This window comes from Kineococcus haloalkalitolerans (assembly GCF_050871905.1).
GTDB lineage: Bacteria > Actinomycetota > Actinomycetes > Actinomycetales > Kineococcaceae > Kineococcus.
This window is the reverse complement of the sequence record NZ_JBJLSH010000008.1, coordinates 84484-99601: the sequence shown is the minus strand read 5'-3', so window position 1 is coordinate 99601 and position 15118 is coordinate 84484. Positions and strand designations below refer to the sequence as shown.

The following is a 15118-nucleotide window of genomic DNA, read 5'->3' as shown; positions in this document are numbered from 1 at the left end:
GCCCGCTGCACCGCCCCCCCCCCCCCCTCCCCCCCCCCGGCCGGCGCCGCCCCCCCCCCCCCCGCCCCCCCCCCCCCCCCCCCCCCCCCCCCCCCCCCCCCCCCCCCCCCCCCCCCCCGCCGCTGGAGGCCGTGGTGCGCGACGCCGTCGTCGCGCGCGGCTCCGAGGCGATGGCCCCCCGCGAGCTGGTGCCGCTGGCGCTGCCGCAGGTGCCCGGCGCCGCCCAGCCCGCTGCGGGTGCGCAGGCCCAGCCCGCCGGCGCGCAGGGCGGGCAGGGGGGCGGGCAGGGTCCGCGCCGCGACGACCTGAAGCCGTTCGAGCGCGGCCCCGAGATCACCGAGGTGCGCTGAGGTGGTCGCCGCCCCCGTCGCGGGGACGTCCTCCGCCACCGTCCGCGCCGTCCTACGCTTGTCCTCGTGAGCAGGTCCCCCCTGGTCGGCGCGCCGCTGTGGCGCCGTGCGCTGCAGCGGTTCACCGCGTCCGAGTCCGACCTGGCCGCGCGCGACGCGCTGGCCGAGTCCGCCCGCCAGGGCGGCGTGCCGTGCGGGCAGCTGGCCAGCCGCTCGCGCGCCTGCGTGTGCGGCACCCTGCGGTCGGTCACCGCGCGCCCGCGCGGGGGCGTGCCCGCCGTGGAGGCCGAGCTGTTCGACGGCTCCGGCGCCGTGTCGCTCGTCTGGCTGGGCCGCCGGCGCATCGCCGGCGTCGAGCCGGGCCGGCGCCTCAAGGCCAGCGGGCTGGTCGCCGAGGACGACGGCCAGCGCGTGATCTTCAACCCCGTCTACGAGCTCATCTGCCCGGACGGCGCGTGAGCGCGCAGACCGTCCCCACCACCGTCGAGGAGGTCGTGCGCCAGCGGCTGTCGCTGGCGGTGGGCGGCTGGCGGGGGCTGCTGGACAGCGCTCTGCCCGGCGTCGCCTTCCTGGTGGCCTGGACCACCACCCAGGACCTGTGGACGGCCGTGGGCGCCTCGGTGGCCGTCATGCTCGTGGCGGTCGCCGTGCGGGTGGTGCGGCGCGAGACCGTCCAGCACGCCCTCGGCGGCCTGCTCGTGCTCGTCGTGGCGGCGGTCGTGGCTTCGCGCACCGGACGCGCGGGTGACGTGTTCCTGCCGGGGATCCTGCTCAACGCGGCCCTGGCGGTCGTCTTCGCGGTCTCGATGGTGACCCGCTGGCCCGTCGTCGGCTTCCTCGTGGGCGCGGTGGTGGAGGAGCCGACGCGCTGGCGCCGCGACCCGGGCGTCGTCGCCCTCTGCCAGAAGCTCACCGCGCTGCTGCTGGCCGGGTACGTGCTGCGGGTGGCGGTGCAGCTGCCGCTGTACCTGGCCGACGACGTCACCGGCCTGGCCGTGGCCAAGCTGCTGCTGGGCTGGCCGCTGCTGGTGCTCGGGCTGGTGGTGGCCAGCGTCGTCCTGCTGCGCGGGCGCACCCCGCTGGCCCCGCCCGAGGAGCGCGTCGCGGGCTGAGCCCCCGGGGCCGCGCCCGAGGGCCGCTCAGGACGAGCCGAGGACGGTCCGCAGCGCGTCCTCCGCCGCGGGGGAGGACAGGAACATCAGGTGGTCGCCCGCCTCGAGGCGGTCGTCGCCGTCGGGCGCGATGGGACGCTCGCCGCGCACGATGGCCACGAGCACCGTGTCCTCGGGCAGGCGCACCTCGGCCACCGTGCGGCCCACGACCCGGCTGGTCTCGTCGAGGGTGAACTCGGCCATCGACGTCTGCCCCTGCTGGAAGGTGAACAGCCGCACCAGCTCGCCGGCCGAGACGGCCTCCTCGACCAGCGCCGTCATCAGCCGCGGCGTGGAGACCGCCACGTCCACGCCCCACGCCTGGTCGAACAGCCACTCGTTCTTCGGGTTGTTCACGCGCGCCACCGTGCGGGGCACGCCGTACTCGGTCTTGGCCAGCAGCGAGACGACCAGGTTGGCCTTGTCGTCGCCCGTGGCGGCGACCACGACGTCGCAGTCGGCCAGGTCGGCCTCCTGCAGGCTGGTCACCTCGCAGGCGTCGGCGAGCAGCCACTGGGCGTCCGGCACGCTGCTGATCTTCATGGCGGCCGGGGCGCGGTCGACGAGCAGGACCCGGTGGCCGTTGCCGATGAGCTCGCGGGCGATGGAGCGGCCGACGATGCCGGCCCCGGCGATGACGACGCGCATCAGGCGACCTCCTCCGGGGAGCGGCCGAGGACCTTCACGGCCTTGGCGGACAGCTCGTCGGCGACGACGACGTGCACGAGGTCGCCCTCCTGGTGGACGGTGCCGGGCTTGGGCACCAGCCCCGCCCCGAGGCGGGTGATGTAGGCGACGCGGGCCCCGGAGGCGGCCTCCAGCTCGCGCAGCGGCCTGCCCACCCAGTCGTCGTGGACGGGCACCTCCAGCATGACGACCCGCCCGCTGGCGTCGCGGTGCTCGCTGAGCGCGCCCTCGGGCACGAGCCGGCGCAGGACCTGGTCGGCGGTCCAGCGCACCGTGGCGATGGTGGGGATGCCCAGGCGCTGGTAGACCTCGGCGCGGCCGGGGTCGTAGATGCGGGCCACGACGGTCGGCACGTCGAACTTCTCCCGCGCCACGCGCGCGGCGAGGATGTTGGAGTTGTCGCCGGAGCTGACGGCGGCGAAGGCGTCGGCCTCGTGGATGCCGGCCTCGACGAGGGTGTCGTGGTCGAAGCCGACGCCGGTGACGCGGCGCCCCTCGAAGGCGTGCCCGAGGCGGCGGAAGGCGTCGGCGTCCTGGTCGACGACGGCGACGCTGTGCCCGCGCTGCTCGACGGTCAGGGCGAGGGTCGAGCCCACCCGCCCGCAACCCATGATCACGAAGTGCATCCGCCCCGGTCCGTCCCGTCGTCGCCGGCGCCGCCCCGGCGGGCGGCGCGGGTCCGACGCTACCGCCCGGCCCCCCGCGGGCGCGGCGCGCGGGTGGTCCGCGCGCGGGCGGCGGCGGGGAGGGTTCGCCGGACGTACCATCGGCGGACGTGCCCTCTGTCACCGACGCGGCCAAGCGGCTGCTGGTCGGCCGGCCGTTCCGCAGCGAGAAGCTGTCCGAGACGCTCCTGCCGAAGCGCATCGCGCTGCCCGTCTTCGCCTCCGACGCCCTGAGCTCGGTGGCGTACGCGCCCGACGAGATCCTCCTGACCCTCTCGATCGCCGGCATCGCCGCCTACGCGCTGTCGCCGTGGATCGCCGCGGCCGTCGTGGTGGTGCTGCTGGTCGTCGTGGCGTCCTACCGCCAGAACGTCCACGCCTACCCCTCCGGCGGCGGCGACTACGAGGTCGCCACGGTCAACCTCGGCCCGGGGGCGGGCCTGACCGTGGGCAGCGCGCTGCTGGTCGACTACGTCCTGACGGTCGCGGTGTCGATCTCCTCGGGCGCGCAGTACGCGGCCACGGCCCTGCCGTTCCTGCGCGGGCACGAGGCGCTGTTCGCCGTCGGGCTGATCGTGCTGCTGATGACGGTCAACCTGCGCGGCGTGCGCGAGAGCGGCACCGCGTTCGCCGTGCCCACGTACCTGTTCATGGCCTCGGTCATCGGGATGGGCCTGTGGGGCTTCGGGCGCTGGCTGTTCGGCGACCTGCCGCAGGCGCCCAGCGCCCACCTCGAGCTGGCCGCCGAGCACGACATCTCCGGCGGCCTGACGAGCCTGGCGGGCGCGTACCTCGTCCTGCGGGCGTTCTCCTCGGGGGCGGCGGCCCTGACGGGCGTGGAGGCCATCAGCAACGGCGTCCCGGCCTTCCGCAAGCCCAAGAGCCGCAACGCGGCCACGACGCTGCTGCTGCTGGGCCTCATCTCGGTGACCATGCTGATGAGCGTCATCGCGCTGGCGGACCTGACGGGCGTCCGCTTCGCGGAGGACCCGTCGGTGCAGCTGCTGGACGACGGGGTGCCCGTGGGCGACTCCTACGTGCAGGACCCCGTCATCGGCCAGCTCGCCGCGACGGTCTTCGACCACTTCCCGCCGGCGTTCTACCTCGTGACCGCGGCCACCGGCGTGATCCTCGTCCTGGCGGCCAACACCGCCTTCAACGGCTTCCCCGTCCTGGCCTCGATCCTGGCCCGCGACGGCTTCCTGCCCAAGCAGCTGCACACGCGCGGGGACCGGCTGGCCTTCTCCAACGGCATCCTCGCCCTGGCCGGTGCCGCGATCGTGCTCGTCCTCGCCTTCGACGCCGAGGTGACGCGGCTGATCCAGCTGTACATCGTCGGGGTCTTCGTCTCCTTCACCGTCAGCCAGCTGGGCATGGTGCGGCACTGGACGCGGCACCTGCGCACCGAGACCGACGCGGCCGCGCGGGCGCGGATGACCCGCTCGCGGGTCGTGAACTCCGTCGGCTTCGCGCTGACCGGCCTGGTCCTGGTCATCGTGCTGCTGACGAAGTTCACGCAGGGCGCGTGGATCGCCGTCCTGGCGATGGCCGTGGTGTTCGTCAACATGCGGCTGATCCAGCGCCACTACAGCTCGGTGGCCCGGGAGCTGGCCGTGCCCGACGACCCGGCCGCCAAGGCGCTGCCGACGGGCGTGCGCGCGGTGGTGCTCGTGTCCAAGCTGCACAAGCCGACGCTGCGGGCCCTGGCCTACGCGCGGGCGGCGCGCAACACCGACCTGCAGGCCGTCACGGTGGCCGTGGACCCGCAGGAGACGCGCGCGCTGCAGGAGCGGTGGGAGCGCCTGGGCGTGCCGCTGCCGCTGACGGTGCTGGACTCCCCGTACCGGGAGGTCACGCGGCCGGTCGTGGACCACGTGCGGGCGCTGCGCGAGCGGCACCCGCGCGACCTGGTCGTCGTCTACGTGCCCGAGTACGTGGTGGGGCACTGGTGGGAGGCGCTGCTGCACAACCAGTCCGCGCTGCGGCTGCGCGCTCGCCTGCGCTACACGCCGGGTGTCATGGTGGCCAGCGTGCCGTGGCAGCTGTCCAGCTCGGCGGGCATGGAGGACCGCCACGAGCCGGCCGCGCCGGGCGTGGTGCGCCGCGGGACGTGGGGTCCGGCACCCGTCGAGCACGAGGACGCCGCCCGCCCGCCCGGGCGCGGCGGCCGCGAGCAGCACGAGCAGGACGAGCACCAGGAGCAGGGGAGGCGCGCGTGAGCCCGCAGGACGAGCAGGGACGGCTCGAGGGGCGGGAGCGGTCCGGGGGACGGCCGTCGCGGGGACGGCACGGGGGACGTGGCGGGCGGCCGGCGGCGCCCGCCGCGGCCGCGGCGCCCGGGGTGAGCGCCCGCCGGCCCTCGCGCCCGCGGGCGCGCGCCGGGCGCGACGTCACGGGCACCGAGCTGGAGCTGGAGGTGGGCCCCGTCGCCCACGGCGGGCACTGCGTGGCGCGCACGGAGGGCGAGGGGCGCGTGGTCTTCGTGCGCCACGCCCTGCCGGGGGAGCGGGTCCTGGCCCGCGTCACCGAGGGCACCGAGGAGTCCTCGTTCTGGCGGGCGGACGCCGTCCGGGTGCTGCGCGCCGACGCCGACCGCGTCGAGCCGGCCTGCCCGGTGGCCCGTCCCGGCCTGTGCGGCGGGTGCGACTTCCAGCACGTGGCCCTGCCGCGGCAGCGGGTCCTGAAGGCGGAGGTGGTCGCCGAGCAGCTGCGCCGCCTGGCCGGCCTGGACGTGACCGCGGGCACCGACGTGGTCGTCGAGCCCGTGCCGGGCGACACCGGGGACGGGACCGACACCGGCGACGCCGCCGGCGGGGGCGGCGCGGGACTGCGCTGGCGCACCCGCACGCGCTTCGCGGTGGACGCCGAGGGCCGTCCCGGCCTGCACGTGCACCGCTCGCACGCCGTCGTGCCCCTGGACGACTGCCCGATCAGCGCGCCGGGCGTCGTGGGCTCCGGCGTCCTGGGCGCCCGCTGGGGCAACGTGGAGGCGGTGGAGGTCGCGGCCGGCTCCGACGGCGGCCCGCCGCTGGCCGTGGCGCTGCCGTCCGCGGGCCGGCACGCGCACCTGCCCAAGCTGCCCGGCGCGTCGCTGGCCGTGCGCACCGCCGACGGCGTGCACCGCGTCAGCGGGCGCACGTGGGTCGGCGAGCGCGTGGCGGCCGGCGGGCGCGAGCACGCCTTCCGGGTCAGCGGCGCGGGCTTCTGGCAGGGGCACCGCGCCGCGCCGGGCGTGCTCGCGGAGGCGGTGCTGGAGGCCGCCGCCCCGCGGCCGGGGGAGTCCGCGCTGGACCTGTACGCGGGGGCGGGCCTGTTCACGGCGGTGCTGGCCGCCGCGGTCGGCGAGCAGGGGTCCGTGCTGGCCGTGGAGGGGGAGGAGCGCGCCGTGCGCGACGCCCGGCGCAGCCTGCACGGCGCGCCGCAGGTGGAGCTGTGGGCGGGCGCGGTGGAGGAGTCGCTGGCCGACGAGGAGCTGGCCGGGCGCTCCGTCGACGTCGTCGTCCTCGACCCCCCGCGCGCGGGGGCGGGCCGGGACGTCGTCACCGGGGTGGCCGGCCTGCGCCCGCGCGCGGTGGTCTACGTGGCCTGCGACCCGGCCGCCCTGGCCCGGGACGTGGCGACCTTCGCGCAGCACGGGTACCGGCTGGACGGCCTGCGCGCGTTCGACCTGTTCCCGCAGACCGCGCACGTGGAGTGCGTGGCGCGCCTGGTCCCGGCGTGAGCCGCCCGGCGCCGCGCGGCCGCTTCCCGCGCAGCGTCTACGGCACCGGTTCCGAGCCGGACCCGCGCTTCTCCCTGGCGAACGAGCGCACGTTCCTGGCGTGGCTGCGCACGGCGCTGGCGCTGCTGGCGGCCGGGGTGGCGCTGGAGGCGCTGGCGCTGCCGCTGCAGCCGGGGCTGCGGCTGGCGGCGTCGCTGCTGCTGGTCGTCCTGGGGCTGGCCACCCCGGTGCAGGCCTGGCGCGGCTGGGCCCGGGACGAGCGGGCGCTGCGGCGGGCCGAGCCGCTGGCCTCCCCGGTGCTGGCCGCGCCGCTGGCCGCCGGGGTGCTCCTGGCCGGGGTGCTCGTGCTGCTGGGCGTCCTGTGGCGGTGAGCGGGCGGTGAGCGGGCGGTGAGCGGGGACCCCCGCCCGCGGGTGTTCGACCCGGGGCTGCAGCCGGAGCGGACGGCGCTGGCGTGGCGGCGCACGGCGCTGGGGGTCCTCGTGGGCTCGCTGGTGCTGGCGCGGCTGCTCGCGCCGGTGCTGGGCGGCGCCGCGCTGGCCGTCGCCCTGACCGGGGCGGCCGCGGGCACGTGGCTGCTCGTGGCGTCCGGGCGCCGCTCTGCCCACCAGGTGCGGGTGCTGCTGCGCGACGGCGACCTGCGCGCCGGCCCGGGAGCGGGGGTGCCCGCCGTCGCGGCCGCGCTGACGGCGCTGGTGGGGGCGCTGGGCCTGGTGCTCCTGCTCGTCCGCGCCGCCACCGTGGTATCTTGACGTCGAGATAAACGGGCGGCGGGGTGGCTGGCCGGTCCACCGGAGCCGGTGGGACGATCGCCGGGACCGCATCCGGACGTCGCGGACGACGAGTGGAGGAGCTCACGGTGAGCAGCCAGAACAGCTTCCAAGCGAAGGCTACCCTAACAGTCGGGGGCAAGGACTACACGATCTTCCGCCTGGGCGCGGTCGACGGGGCGGCGGAGCTGCCGTTCAGCCTCAAGGTCCTCCTCGAGAACCTGCTGCGCACCGAGGACGGCGCGAACATCACCGCCGACCACATCCGCGCCCTCGGCGGCTGGGACGCGGACGCGGAGCCGGACACCGAGATCCAGTTCACCCCCGCCCGCGTGATCATGCAGGACTTCACCGGCGTGCCCTGCATCGTCGACCTGGCCACCATGCGCGAGGCCGTCGCCGAGCTGGGCGGCGACCCCACCAGGGTCAACCCCCTCTCGCCGGCGGAGCTGGTCATCGACCACTCCGTCATCGCCGACGTCTTCGGCCGCCCCGACGCCTTCGAGCAGAACGTCGAGATCGAGTACGGGCGCAACCGCGAGCGCTACCAGTTCCTGCGCTGGGGCCAGACCGCCTTCGACGACTTCAAGGTCGTGCCCCCGGGCACCGGCATCGTCCACCAGGTCAACATCGAGCACCTGGCGCGCGTCGTGTTCGAGCGCGAGGTCGACGGCGAGCTGCAGGCCTACCCCGACACCCTGGTGGGCACCGACTCGCACACCACGATGGTCAACGGCCTGGGCGTGCTGGGCTGGGGCGTGGGCGGCATCGAGGCCGAGGCCGCGATGCTCGGCCAGCCGGTCTCGATGCTCATCCCGCGCGTGGTCGGCTTCAAGCTCTCCGGCTCCATCCCCGCCGGCGCCACCGCCACCGACGTCGTCCTGACGATCACCGAGGTGCTGCGCAAGCACGGCGTCGTGGGCAAGTTCGTCGAGTTCTACGGCGACGGCGTCGGCGCCGTGCCGCTGGCCAACCGCGCCACCATCGGCAACATGAGCCCGGAGTTCGGCTCCACCGCGGCGATCTTCCCGATCGACGACGTCACCCTGGACTACCTGCGCCTGACCGGCCGCAGCGAGGAGCAGGTCGCCCTCGTGGAGGCCTACACCAAGGAGCAGGGCCTCTGGCACGACCCCTCGCGCGAGGCGCGCTACTCCGAGTACCTCGAGCTGGACCTGTCCACGGTCGTGCCCAGCATCGCCGGCCCCAAGCGCCCGCAGGACCGCATCGTCCTGACGGAGGCCAAGGAGGCGTTCCGCGCCGCCCTCGGCGACTACGTCACCGACGTCGCGCCCGCGCCGAACGTCGCCTCCAGCGCGCACAGCGACGCGATCGACGCCGTGCACGGCTCCACCCAGGACGAGGCCAGCGCCGAGAGCTTCCCGGCCTCCGACCCGCCGACCGCCTCCGGCAGCGGCGAGGCCGACGAGCCCGCCGCCCCCGGCCACGCCGAGGGCCGCCCCTCCCAGCGCGTGCCCGTGACGCTGGCCGACGGCACCCGCACCGAGATCGACCACGGCGCCGTCGCGATCGCCTCGATCACCAGCTGCACCAACACCTCCAACCCCTCGGTGATGGTGGCCGCCGCGCTGCTGGCCAAGAACGCGGTGGAGAAGGGCCTGACCCGCAAGCCGTGGGTGAAGACCTCCCTGGCCCCCGGCTCGAAGGTCGTCACCGACTACTACGACAAGGCCGGGCTGACCCCGTACCTGGAGAAGCTGGGCTTCCACCTCGTCGGGTACGGCTGCGTCACCTGCATCGGCAACTCCGGCCCGCTGCCGGAGGAGATCTCGGCCGCGGTGCAGGAGAACGACCTCGCGGTGACCGCGGTCCTGTCGGGCAACCGGAACTTCGAGGGCCGCATCAACCCCGACGTCAAGATGAACTACCTGGCCTCCCCGCCGCTGGTCATCGCCTACGCCCTCGCCGGGACGATGGACTGGGACGTCGAGGACGACCCGATCGGCCAGGACGAGTCCGGCGCCGACGTGTTCCTGCGCGACATCTGGCCCGACGCGGCCGAGGTCGAGCGGGTCATCGGCGACGCCATCAGCAAGGACATGTTCGTCTCCGGCTACTCCGACGTGTTCGCCGGCGACGAGCGCTGGCGGAACCTGCCCACGCCCGAGGGCGACACCTTCGCGTGGGACCAGGACTCGACCTACGTGCGCAAGCCCCCGTACTTCGAGGGCATGCGGGCCGAGCCGGCGCCCGTCCAGGACATCACCGGCGCCCGCGTGCTCGCCCTGCTGGGCGACTCGGTCACCACCGACCACATCTCGCCCGCCGGGTCCATCAAGCCCGACAGCCCCGCCGGGACGTACCTGTCCGAGCACGGGGTGGAGCGCAAGGACTTCAACTCCTACGGCTCCCGGCGCGGCAACCACGAGGTGATGATCCGCGGCACGTTCGCGAACATCCGCCTGCGCAACCTCCTGCTGGACGGCGTCTCGGGCGGCTTCACCCGCGACTTCACCCGCGACGGCGAGCAGACGACCATCTACGAGGCCGCGCAGCACTACGCCGAGCAGGGCACGCCGCTGGTCGTCCTGGGCGGCAAGGAGTACGGCTCCGGCTCCTCGCGCGACTGGGCCGCGAAGGGCACCGCGCTGCTGGGCGTCAAGGCCGTCATCACCGAGAGCTTCGAGCGCATCCACCGCTCCAACCTCATCGGCATGGGCGTCGTCCCGCTGCAGTTCCCCGCCGGCGAGAGCGCCGCCTCCCTCGGCCTGGACGGCACCGAGACGTTCGACGTCGCGGGGATCGCGGAGCTCAACGAGGGCCGCACCCCGCGCACCGTGCGCGTCACCGCCACGAAGGGGTCCGGCGAGACGGTGGAGTTCGACGCCGTCGTGCGCATCGACACCCCCGGCGAGGCGGACTACTACCGCAACGGCGGGATCCTGCAGTACGTCCTGCGGTCCCTGACCCGGGCGTGAGCCGGGTCCGGGGCTGACCCGGACCAGGGACGACGGGGCGGTCACCCGAACCGGGTGGCCGCCCCCTCGCCGTGCCCGGGCCGCGCCCCGCGCCCGCCGCCCCCGTCACCCTCGGTCACCGGAGGCGGGGTGCCGCCGCCGACCGGGTGGGCCCGGACGCTTCACCTCGCGCCACCGCGTGCCGATGGACCCCGTGACGCGGCACCACGGACGGGGCCGCACCGCACGAGGGACGGACGGAACCGTGGACCCCGAGGACCTGTGGCGCCCGGCGGGCGCAGCGACCCCGCCAGAGGTCGCGACCGCCCTGCTGCACCTCGCCAGCGCCCAGCCGCACCCCGTCCTCGTCGTCTCCCGCCCCGCCGAGCCCGCGCCGCGCGAGGCGCCCCGCGTGCGCTGGGCCAACGCCGCCGCCGCCGAGCTGCTCGCCGTGGCCGCCGACGCCCTGCCCGAGCTGGCCCTGACCCGCGTGCTGCGCCCCGCCGCGCCCGGGGCCGCGCTCACCGAGCACCTGCTGCGCGAGCGGCACACCCGCTTCGCCGCCACCGCGATCACCAGCTCCGGCGAGGCCCGCGCGTGCGAGCTCGTCGCCTGGCCCGTGCCCGCCGCGCCCGCCCCGCCCGGAGCCCCCGGCACCGGCGCGGAGGAGTGCTGGGTCCTGCAGGGCGCCCTGCCCGGCGACGCCCGCGCCGACGCGGCCCTGCGCGCCGCCGAGGAGCGCTTCGCCACCCTCGCCCGCAGCTCGCCCGTGGCCACGATCGTCTCCGACGTCGGCGCCCGCCTGTCTCACGTCAACGACGCCTTCGCCGCCCTCACCGGCCGCTCGGCCGCCGAGCTGCACGGCACCGGCTGGCTGGCCTGCGTCGTGGAGGAGGAGCGCGCCGCCGTCGTCGAGGCCGTCACGCGCGTCCTCGCCGGGCGCCCCGTCACCCTCGACACGCGGCTGCGCACCGCCACTGGGCAGGTCCGCTGGGTCCACGTGCGCTTCGCCCCCTCCCGCACCCCCGGGTACGGCGCCGGCTTCATCGCCACCGTCGAGGACGTCACCGACCGCCTCGCCCGCGAGCACCGGCTCGCCTACCAGGCCCAGCACGACCTGCTGACCGGCCTGCCGAACCGGCTCGCGCTGCTGGAGCACCTCGCCGGGCTCCTGCCCGCCGCGGGGGAGGGGCGCGGGGGAGGGGCCCGCGCCGGGGTCCTCATGGTCGACCTGGACGACTTCAAGACCGTCAACGACGGCCTGGGCCCCGAGGCCGGCGACGCCGTCCTCGTCGAGGTCGCGCGCCGCCTGGCCGGCACCGTGCGCGCCGGCGACCTCGTCACCCGCCCCGGCGGCGACGAGTTCGTCGTCGTCTGCCACGACCTGCCCGACGCCGACGCCGTCGCGGCCGCCGCCCGGCGGGTCCTGGACACCGTCTCGGCGCCCGTCGAGGTCAACGGCCTGCGCCTGGACGTCGTCGCCAGCGTCGGCGTCGTCCTCCTCGGCGGGCCCTCCGGCACGCCCGACGAGCTGCTGCGCGACGCCGGCATCGCCACCCACGAGGCCAAGGCCGCCGGCGGCGGGCGCTGGGCCCTGCTCGACGACGAGGTCCGCCGGCGCGCCCGCCGGGCCCTGCGCCTGGTCGCCGACCTGCGCGAGGCCCTGGCCCGCGGCACCGTCGACGTGCACTACCAGCCCATCGTGCGCCCCGGCCCGGTCGCCGAGGTGCTGTCGGTGGAGGCCCTGTGCCGCTGGCGCCACCCCGAGCTCGGGCCCGTGGACCCCGGCACCTTCGTGCCGCTGGCCGAGCGCGCCGGGCTGGTGCCCGCCCTGGACGCCCACGTCCTGGCCGTCGCCTGCCGCGACCTGGCCGGCTGGCGCGCCGCCGAGCGCTCCGGCGAGCTGCCCCGGGCACCGCGCTGGGTCGCCGTCAACGTCTCCGCGGTCACCCTGTCCGCCGAGGGGTTCGCCGACAGCGTGCGGCGCACCGCCGCCGCGGCCGGCGTGCAGCTGTCCGACCTGTGCCTGGAGGTCACCGAGACCGCGCTGGCGAGCGACCTGCGCGCCTGCCGGGAGGTCCTGGAGGAGCTGCGCCGCGACGGGGCCCGCGTCGCCGTCGACGACTTCGGCACCGGCTACTCCTCGCTGGCCTACCTGAAGGACCTGCCCGTCGACCACCTCAAGGTCGACCGCTCCTTCGTGCGCGACCTCGACGCCCGTCCGCGCCCGCGCCCCGGGGCCGTGCCCGGCGCGCGCCCCGGCGACCAGCGCGGCGGCCCGGCGCGCGCCGTGGCCGCGGCCGTCGTCTCCCTGGCCCGCACCCTGGGCCTGGGGGTCGTCGCGGAGGGCGTCGAGACGCCCGAGCAGGACGCCGTGCTCGCCGAGCTGGGCTGCGAGGCCGTCCAGGGGTACCTGTACTCCCGGCCGCTGGAGCCCGCCGCCCTGCTGGCCCTGCTGCGCTCCGGCGGCCGCGTCGAGCGCCCCGCCGCGGTGCCCGCGCCCCGGACGGTGACCGCGTGATCGGGCGGCGCCCCGCGGTGACCGGCACCGGCACCGTGGAGGACACCACCGCCGGCGCCGTCGAGGTCCTCGGGCGCATCTCCTCCGCCCTGGACGACCTGCCCGCCCACCGGCCCGTCGCCGCGCGCGTCATCGCCGAGGCCGACGACGCCCGCTCGGACGCCACCTCCCTCGGGCGCACCCTCAGCTACGACCCCGCGCTGACCGCCAAGGTGCTGCGGCTGGCCAACTCCGCCTACTTCGGGCTGTCCGGGCGCGTGTCGGCCCCCTCCTTCGCCGTCACCGTCGTCGGCTTCTCCACCGTGCGCAGCCTGGCCGTGACGGCCATGGCCGGCCTCGACGACGTCCCGCCGGAGCTGGACGGCTTCTGGGACCGCAGCCTGCTGACCGCCGTCGCCGCCGGGGAGGTCGCCGCGCGGCTGGGCGCCCAGCAGCCGGAGGCCTTCAGCCTGGGGCTGCTGGCGCGCCTGGGGCAGGCCCTGCTGGTGCGCTGCGACCCCGTGCGCTACCCGCAGCTGCTGGCGGCGGCCGCCGACCGCGAGGAGCTGCTGACCGCCGAGGCGCGCCGCTACGGGGCCGTGCACACCCGCGTGTCCGCCGAGGCGCTGGCCGCGTGGGCGTTCCCCGACGACCTGGCCCTGGCGCTCGCCCAGGTCGACCAGCCCGGGCCCGCCCGCCCGCTGGCCGTGGCCGTGCGGCTGGGCCTGGAGCTGTCCGAGCGCGTCCTGGACCCCGCCCGCGCCCCGCGCCCGGCCGGGCACCTGTCCGCCGGGCACGTGCGCGACGCGGAGCTGGACGCCCTGCGCGCCCCCGTGGAGCGCACCGCCGCCGACATGGTCCGCCTGCTGACGTCCTGAGCCCCGCGCCCCGCCCGACGCGCCGCACCACGACCCCGCCGCGCGGCCCGCGCGGTGCGGCGGCAGGATGGGCCGGGTGTGCGAGGCGACCCCCGCGGCGGAGCTGGTCCTCCCCGACCACGAGGGCTCGGCCCGCGAGGCCCGGGACTTCCTGACGCGGGCCTACTGCAGGGTCCACCACGCCCGCGTCCTCGACGAGGCGCAGCTGCTCGTCTCCGAGCTGGTGACCAACGCCGTGCGGCACGGCGGGCCGCCCGTGCGGGTGCGCGTGGAGTGCGACGGCACCGCCGGCCTGCAGGTGTCCGTCAGCGACGGCCACCCGGCCCGCCCGGTGCGCCGCGACGTCCCGCCCGACGCCGAGGGCGGCCGCGGCGTCGCCCTGGTCGACATCATCAGCGACCGCTGGGGCGTCTCCAGCGCGGGCCGCGGCAAGACCGTCTGGTTCGTCCTGTCCTGACGCCCGCGGGGCGGGGTCAGCGGTCGGCGCCCTCGCCGGCCGGCACGACCAGCACCGGGCACAGCGCGCGGCCCAGGACCTGCCGGCCGGGACCGCGCCCGCCGAGGCCGTCGGCGTCGTCGTCCGGGGCGGCCACCACGAGCACGCCCGCCCCGGCCCCCGCGGACAGCAGCGCGTCGTCCCGGGAGGACCAGCGCTCGTCGGGGCGGGAGGTGCGCACCACGTGCACCGCCCCGCCGTGACGGCCCGCCCAGTCCTGCGCCCGGCGCACGACCGCGTCGTCGTCGCCGCCGTGGCGGCCGTCCCCGTGGACGGCGGCGACCGTCGCGCCGGCGCCCACCGCGCCCGGTGCGGCCGCCGGCTCGGGGGAGACCGCGGTGACGACGAGCACCGGCACGGGGGAGCCGGCCACCAGCTCGGCGGCCACGTCGCCCAGGCCGGGCAGGAACTCCCCGCCGGTGCCGCGGGCGCCCACCACGAGCAGCCGCGCGTCGCGGGCCGCGGAGCGCAGCGCCGTGGCCACCGGCCCCAGGTGCAGGTGCCGGACCACCGGCAGCTCCGGGTGCAGCCGCTCCACCAGCGCGCCGGCGTGGCGCAGCACCTCCTCGGCGCGCGCCACCGGTGCCACCGCGTGGTCCCCGGCGCCCGGGCACTCGCCGGCCGTCGGGGTGGCGGGCGTGCCGGCTGTCGTGGCGGTGTCCTCGCCCAGCCGCGCCACCGTCAGCACGTGCAGCGGCGAGCCGGTCCCGGCCGCGTCGTCGGCGGCCACCACCAGGGCGCGCACGGCGTCCGGGGAACCGTCGTAGCCCACGACGACGGGCGCGCCCGCGCCCCGGGCCCCGGCCGCGCGCACGGTCCTGGTGCTGCTCCGGCCGGTCGGCGCGCCGGCGGGGCGCGCGGGCGGGGCGGTGACGGCGGCGAGCGTGTCCACGGCGGACCTCCGGGAGGGGTGGGCGGGTGCCGCGGCCAGCGTCCCCCGTGCGGGCGCCGACCCACCAGGGACGGAGGTCCCGGGTGCCCG

The 15118-nt window shown here is 77.0% G+C and carries 14 protein-coding genes; 11 read left to right on the top strand and 3 right to left on the bottom strand.

Annotated elements, in window-relative coordinates; genetic code table 11:
- Nucleotides 1–134: 134 nt before the first annotated feature.
- From ACRYMY_RS05530 to ACRYMY_RS05520, 3 genes are all read left to right on the top strand, one after another.
- On the top strand, nt 135–350 hold the full coding sequence (locus tag ACRYMY_RS05530) for a hypothetical protein (protein WP_432546264.1): 216 nt from the start codon (nt 135–137) through the stop codon (nt 348–350).
- A 66-nt stretch (nt 351–416) separates the two neighbouring features.
- Nucleotides 417–809: an OB-fold nucleic acid binding domain-containing protein gene (locus ACRYMY_RS05525; RefSeq protein WP_432546263.1), complete on the top strand. Its 393-nt coding sequence runs from the start codon at nt 417–419 to the stop codon at nt 807–809.
- The gene (locus ACRYMY_RS05520; RefSeq protein ID WP_432546262.1) at nt 806–1462 is read left to right on the top strand and encodes a DUF3159 domain-containing protein; all 657 of its coding nucleotides are present in this window, start codon (nt 806–808) and stop codon (nt 1460–1462) included. Before ACRYMY_RS05525 ends, ACRYMY_RS05520 begins: the two co-directional genes overlap by 4 nt.
- A gap of 27 nt (nt 1463–1489) precedes the next feature.
- Here ACRYMY_RS05520 and ACRYMY_RS05515 read toward each other — a convergent pair whose 3' ends face one another.
- Together ACRYMY_RS05515 and ACRYMY_RS05510 are read right to left on the bottom strand one after the other, a co-directional pair.
- Nucleotides 1490–2149, bottom strand: a complete 660-nt coding sequence (locus ACRYMY_RS05515; RefSeq protein ID WP_432546261.1) for a potassium channel family protein — start codon at nt 2147–2149, stop codon at nt 1490–1492.
- Nucleotides 2149–2814 carry a potassium channel family protein gene (locus tag ACRYMY_RS05510; RefSeq protein ID WP_432546260.1) on the bottom strand — a complete coding sequence of 222 codons (666 nt, stop codon included), beginning with the start codon at nt 2812–2814 and terminating at the stop codon, nt 2149–2151. Before ACRYMY_RS05510 ends, ACRYMY_RS05515 begins: the two co-directional genes overlap by 1 nt.
- Nucleotides 2815–2963: 149 nt before the next feature.
- Between ACRYMY_RS05510 and ACRYMY_RS05505 the strand changes: the two genes are divergently transcribed.
- From ACRYMY_RS05505 to ACRYMY_RS05470, 8 genes are all read left to right on the top strand, one after another.
- On the top strand, nt 2964–5072 hold the full coding sequence (locus tag ACRYMY_RS05505) for an APC family permease (protein WP_432546259.1): 2109 nt from the start codon (nt 2964–2966) through the stop codon (nt 5070–5072).
- A gap of 122 nt (nt 5073–5194) precedes the next feature.
- Entirely contained in the window at nt 5195–6574 is a 1380-nt protein-coding gene (locus tag ACRYMY_RS05500; protein ID WP_432546258.1) for a class I SAM-dependent RNA methyltransferase, read from the top strand.
- The gene (locus tag ACRYMY_RS05495) at nt 6571–6945 is read left to right on the top strand and encodes a DUF202 domain-containing protein (protein WP_432546257.1); all 375 of its coding nucleotides are present in this window, start codon (nt 6571–6573) and stop codon (nt 6943–6945) included. The genes ACRYMY_RS05500 and ACRYMY_RS05495 overlap by 4 nt, the downstream gene beginning before the upstream one ends.
- Before the next feature lie 18 nt (nt 6946–6963).
- Entirely contained in the window at nt 6964–7326 is a 363-nt protein-coding gene (locus ACRYMY_RS05490; RefSeq protein ID WP_432546256.1) for a DUF202 domain-containing protein, read from the top strand.
- A gap of 107 nt (nt 7327–7433) precedes the next feature.
- The gene (locus tag ACRYMY_RS05485; protein WP_432546255.1) at nt 7434–10283 is read left to right on the top strand and encodes an aconitate hydratase; all 2850 of its coding nucleotides are present in this window, start codon (nt 7434–7436) and stop codon (nt 10281–10283) included.
- 244 nt (nt 10284–10527) lie between these two features.
- Nucleotides 10528–12783, top strand: coding sequence for a putative bifunctional diguanylate cyclase/phosphodiesterase (locus ACRYMY_RS05480; RefSeq protein ID WP_432546254.1), 2256 nt, complete (start codon nt 10528–10530; stop codon nt 12781–12783).
- The gene (locus tag ACRYMY_RS05475) at nt 12780–13640 is read left to right on the top strand and encodes an HDOD domain-containing protein (RefSeq protein WP_432546253.1); all 861 of its coding nucleotides are present in this window, start codon (nt 12780–12782) and stop codon (nt 13638–13640) included. The genes ACRYMY_RS05480 and ACRYMY_RS05475 overlap by 4 nt, the downstream gene beginning before the upstream one ends.
- Before the next feature lie 67 nt (nt 13641–13707).
- Entirely contained in the window at nt 13708–14097 is a 390-nt protein-coding gene (locus tag ACRYMY_RS05470; RefSeq protein WP_432546252.1) for an ATP-binding protein, read from the top strand.
- Between the two features lie 16 nt (nt 14098–14113).
- Here the strand turns inward: ACRYMY_RS05470 and ACRYMY_RS05465 are convergent, their stop codons facing one another.
- Nucleotides 14114–15028 (bottom strand): universal stress protein, encoded by a 915-nt coding sequence (locus ACRYMY_RS05465; RefSeq protein WP_432546251.1) that lies wholly within the window; start codon nt 15026–15028, stop codon nt 14114–14116.
- Nucleotides 15029–15118 lie beyond the last annotated feature (90 nt).

What these genes read in the sequence shown, in the direction of transcription:
- ACRYMY_RS05470 (WP_432546252.1), top strand. Translation starts at nt 13,708, where the DNA reads ATGGGCCGGGTGTGCGAGGCGACCCCCGCGGCGGAGCTGGTCCTCCCC.
- ACRYMY_RS05510 (WP_432546260.1), bottom strand. Translation starts at nt 2,814, where the DNA reads ATGCACTTCGTGATCATGGGTTGCGGGCGGGTGGGCTCGACCCTCGCC.
- ACRYMY_RS05515 (WP_432546261.1), bottom strand. Translation starts at nt 2,149, where the DNA reads ATGCGCGTCGTCATCGCCGGGGCCGGCATCGTCGGCCGCTCCATCGCC.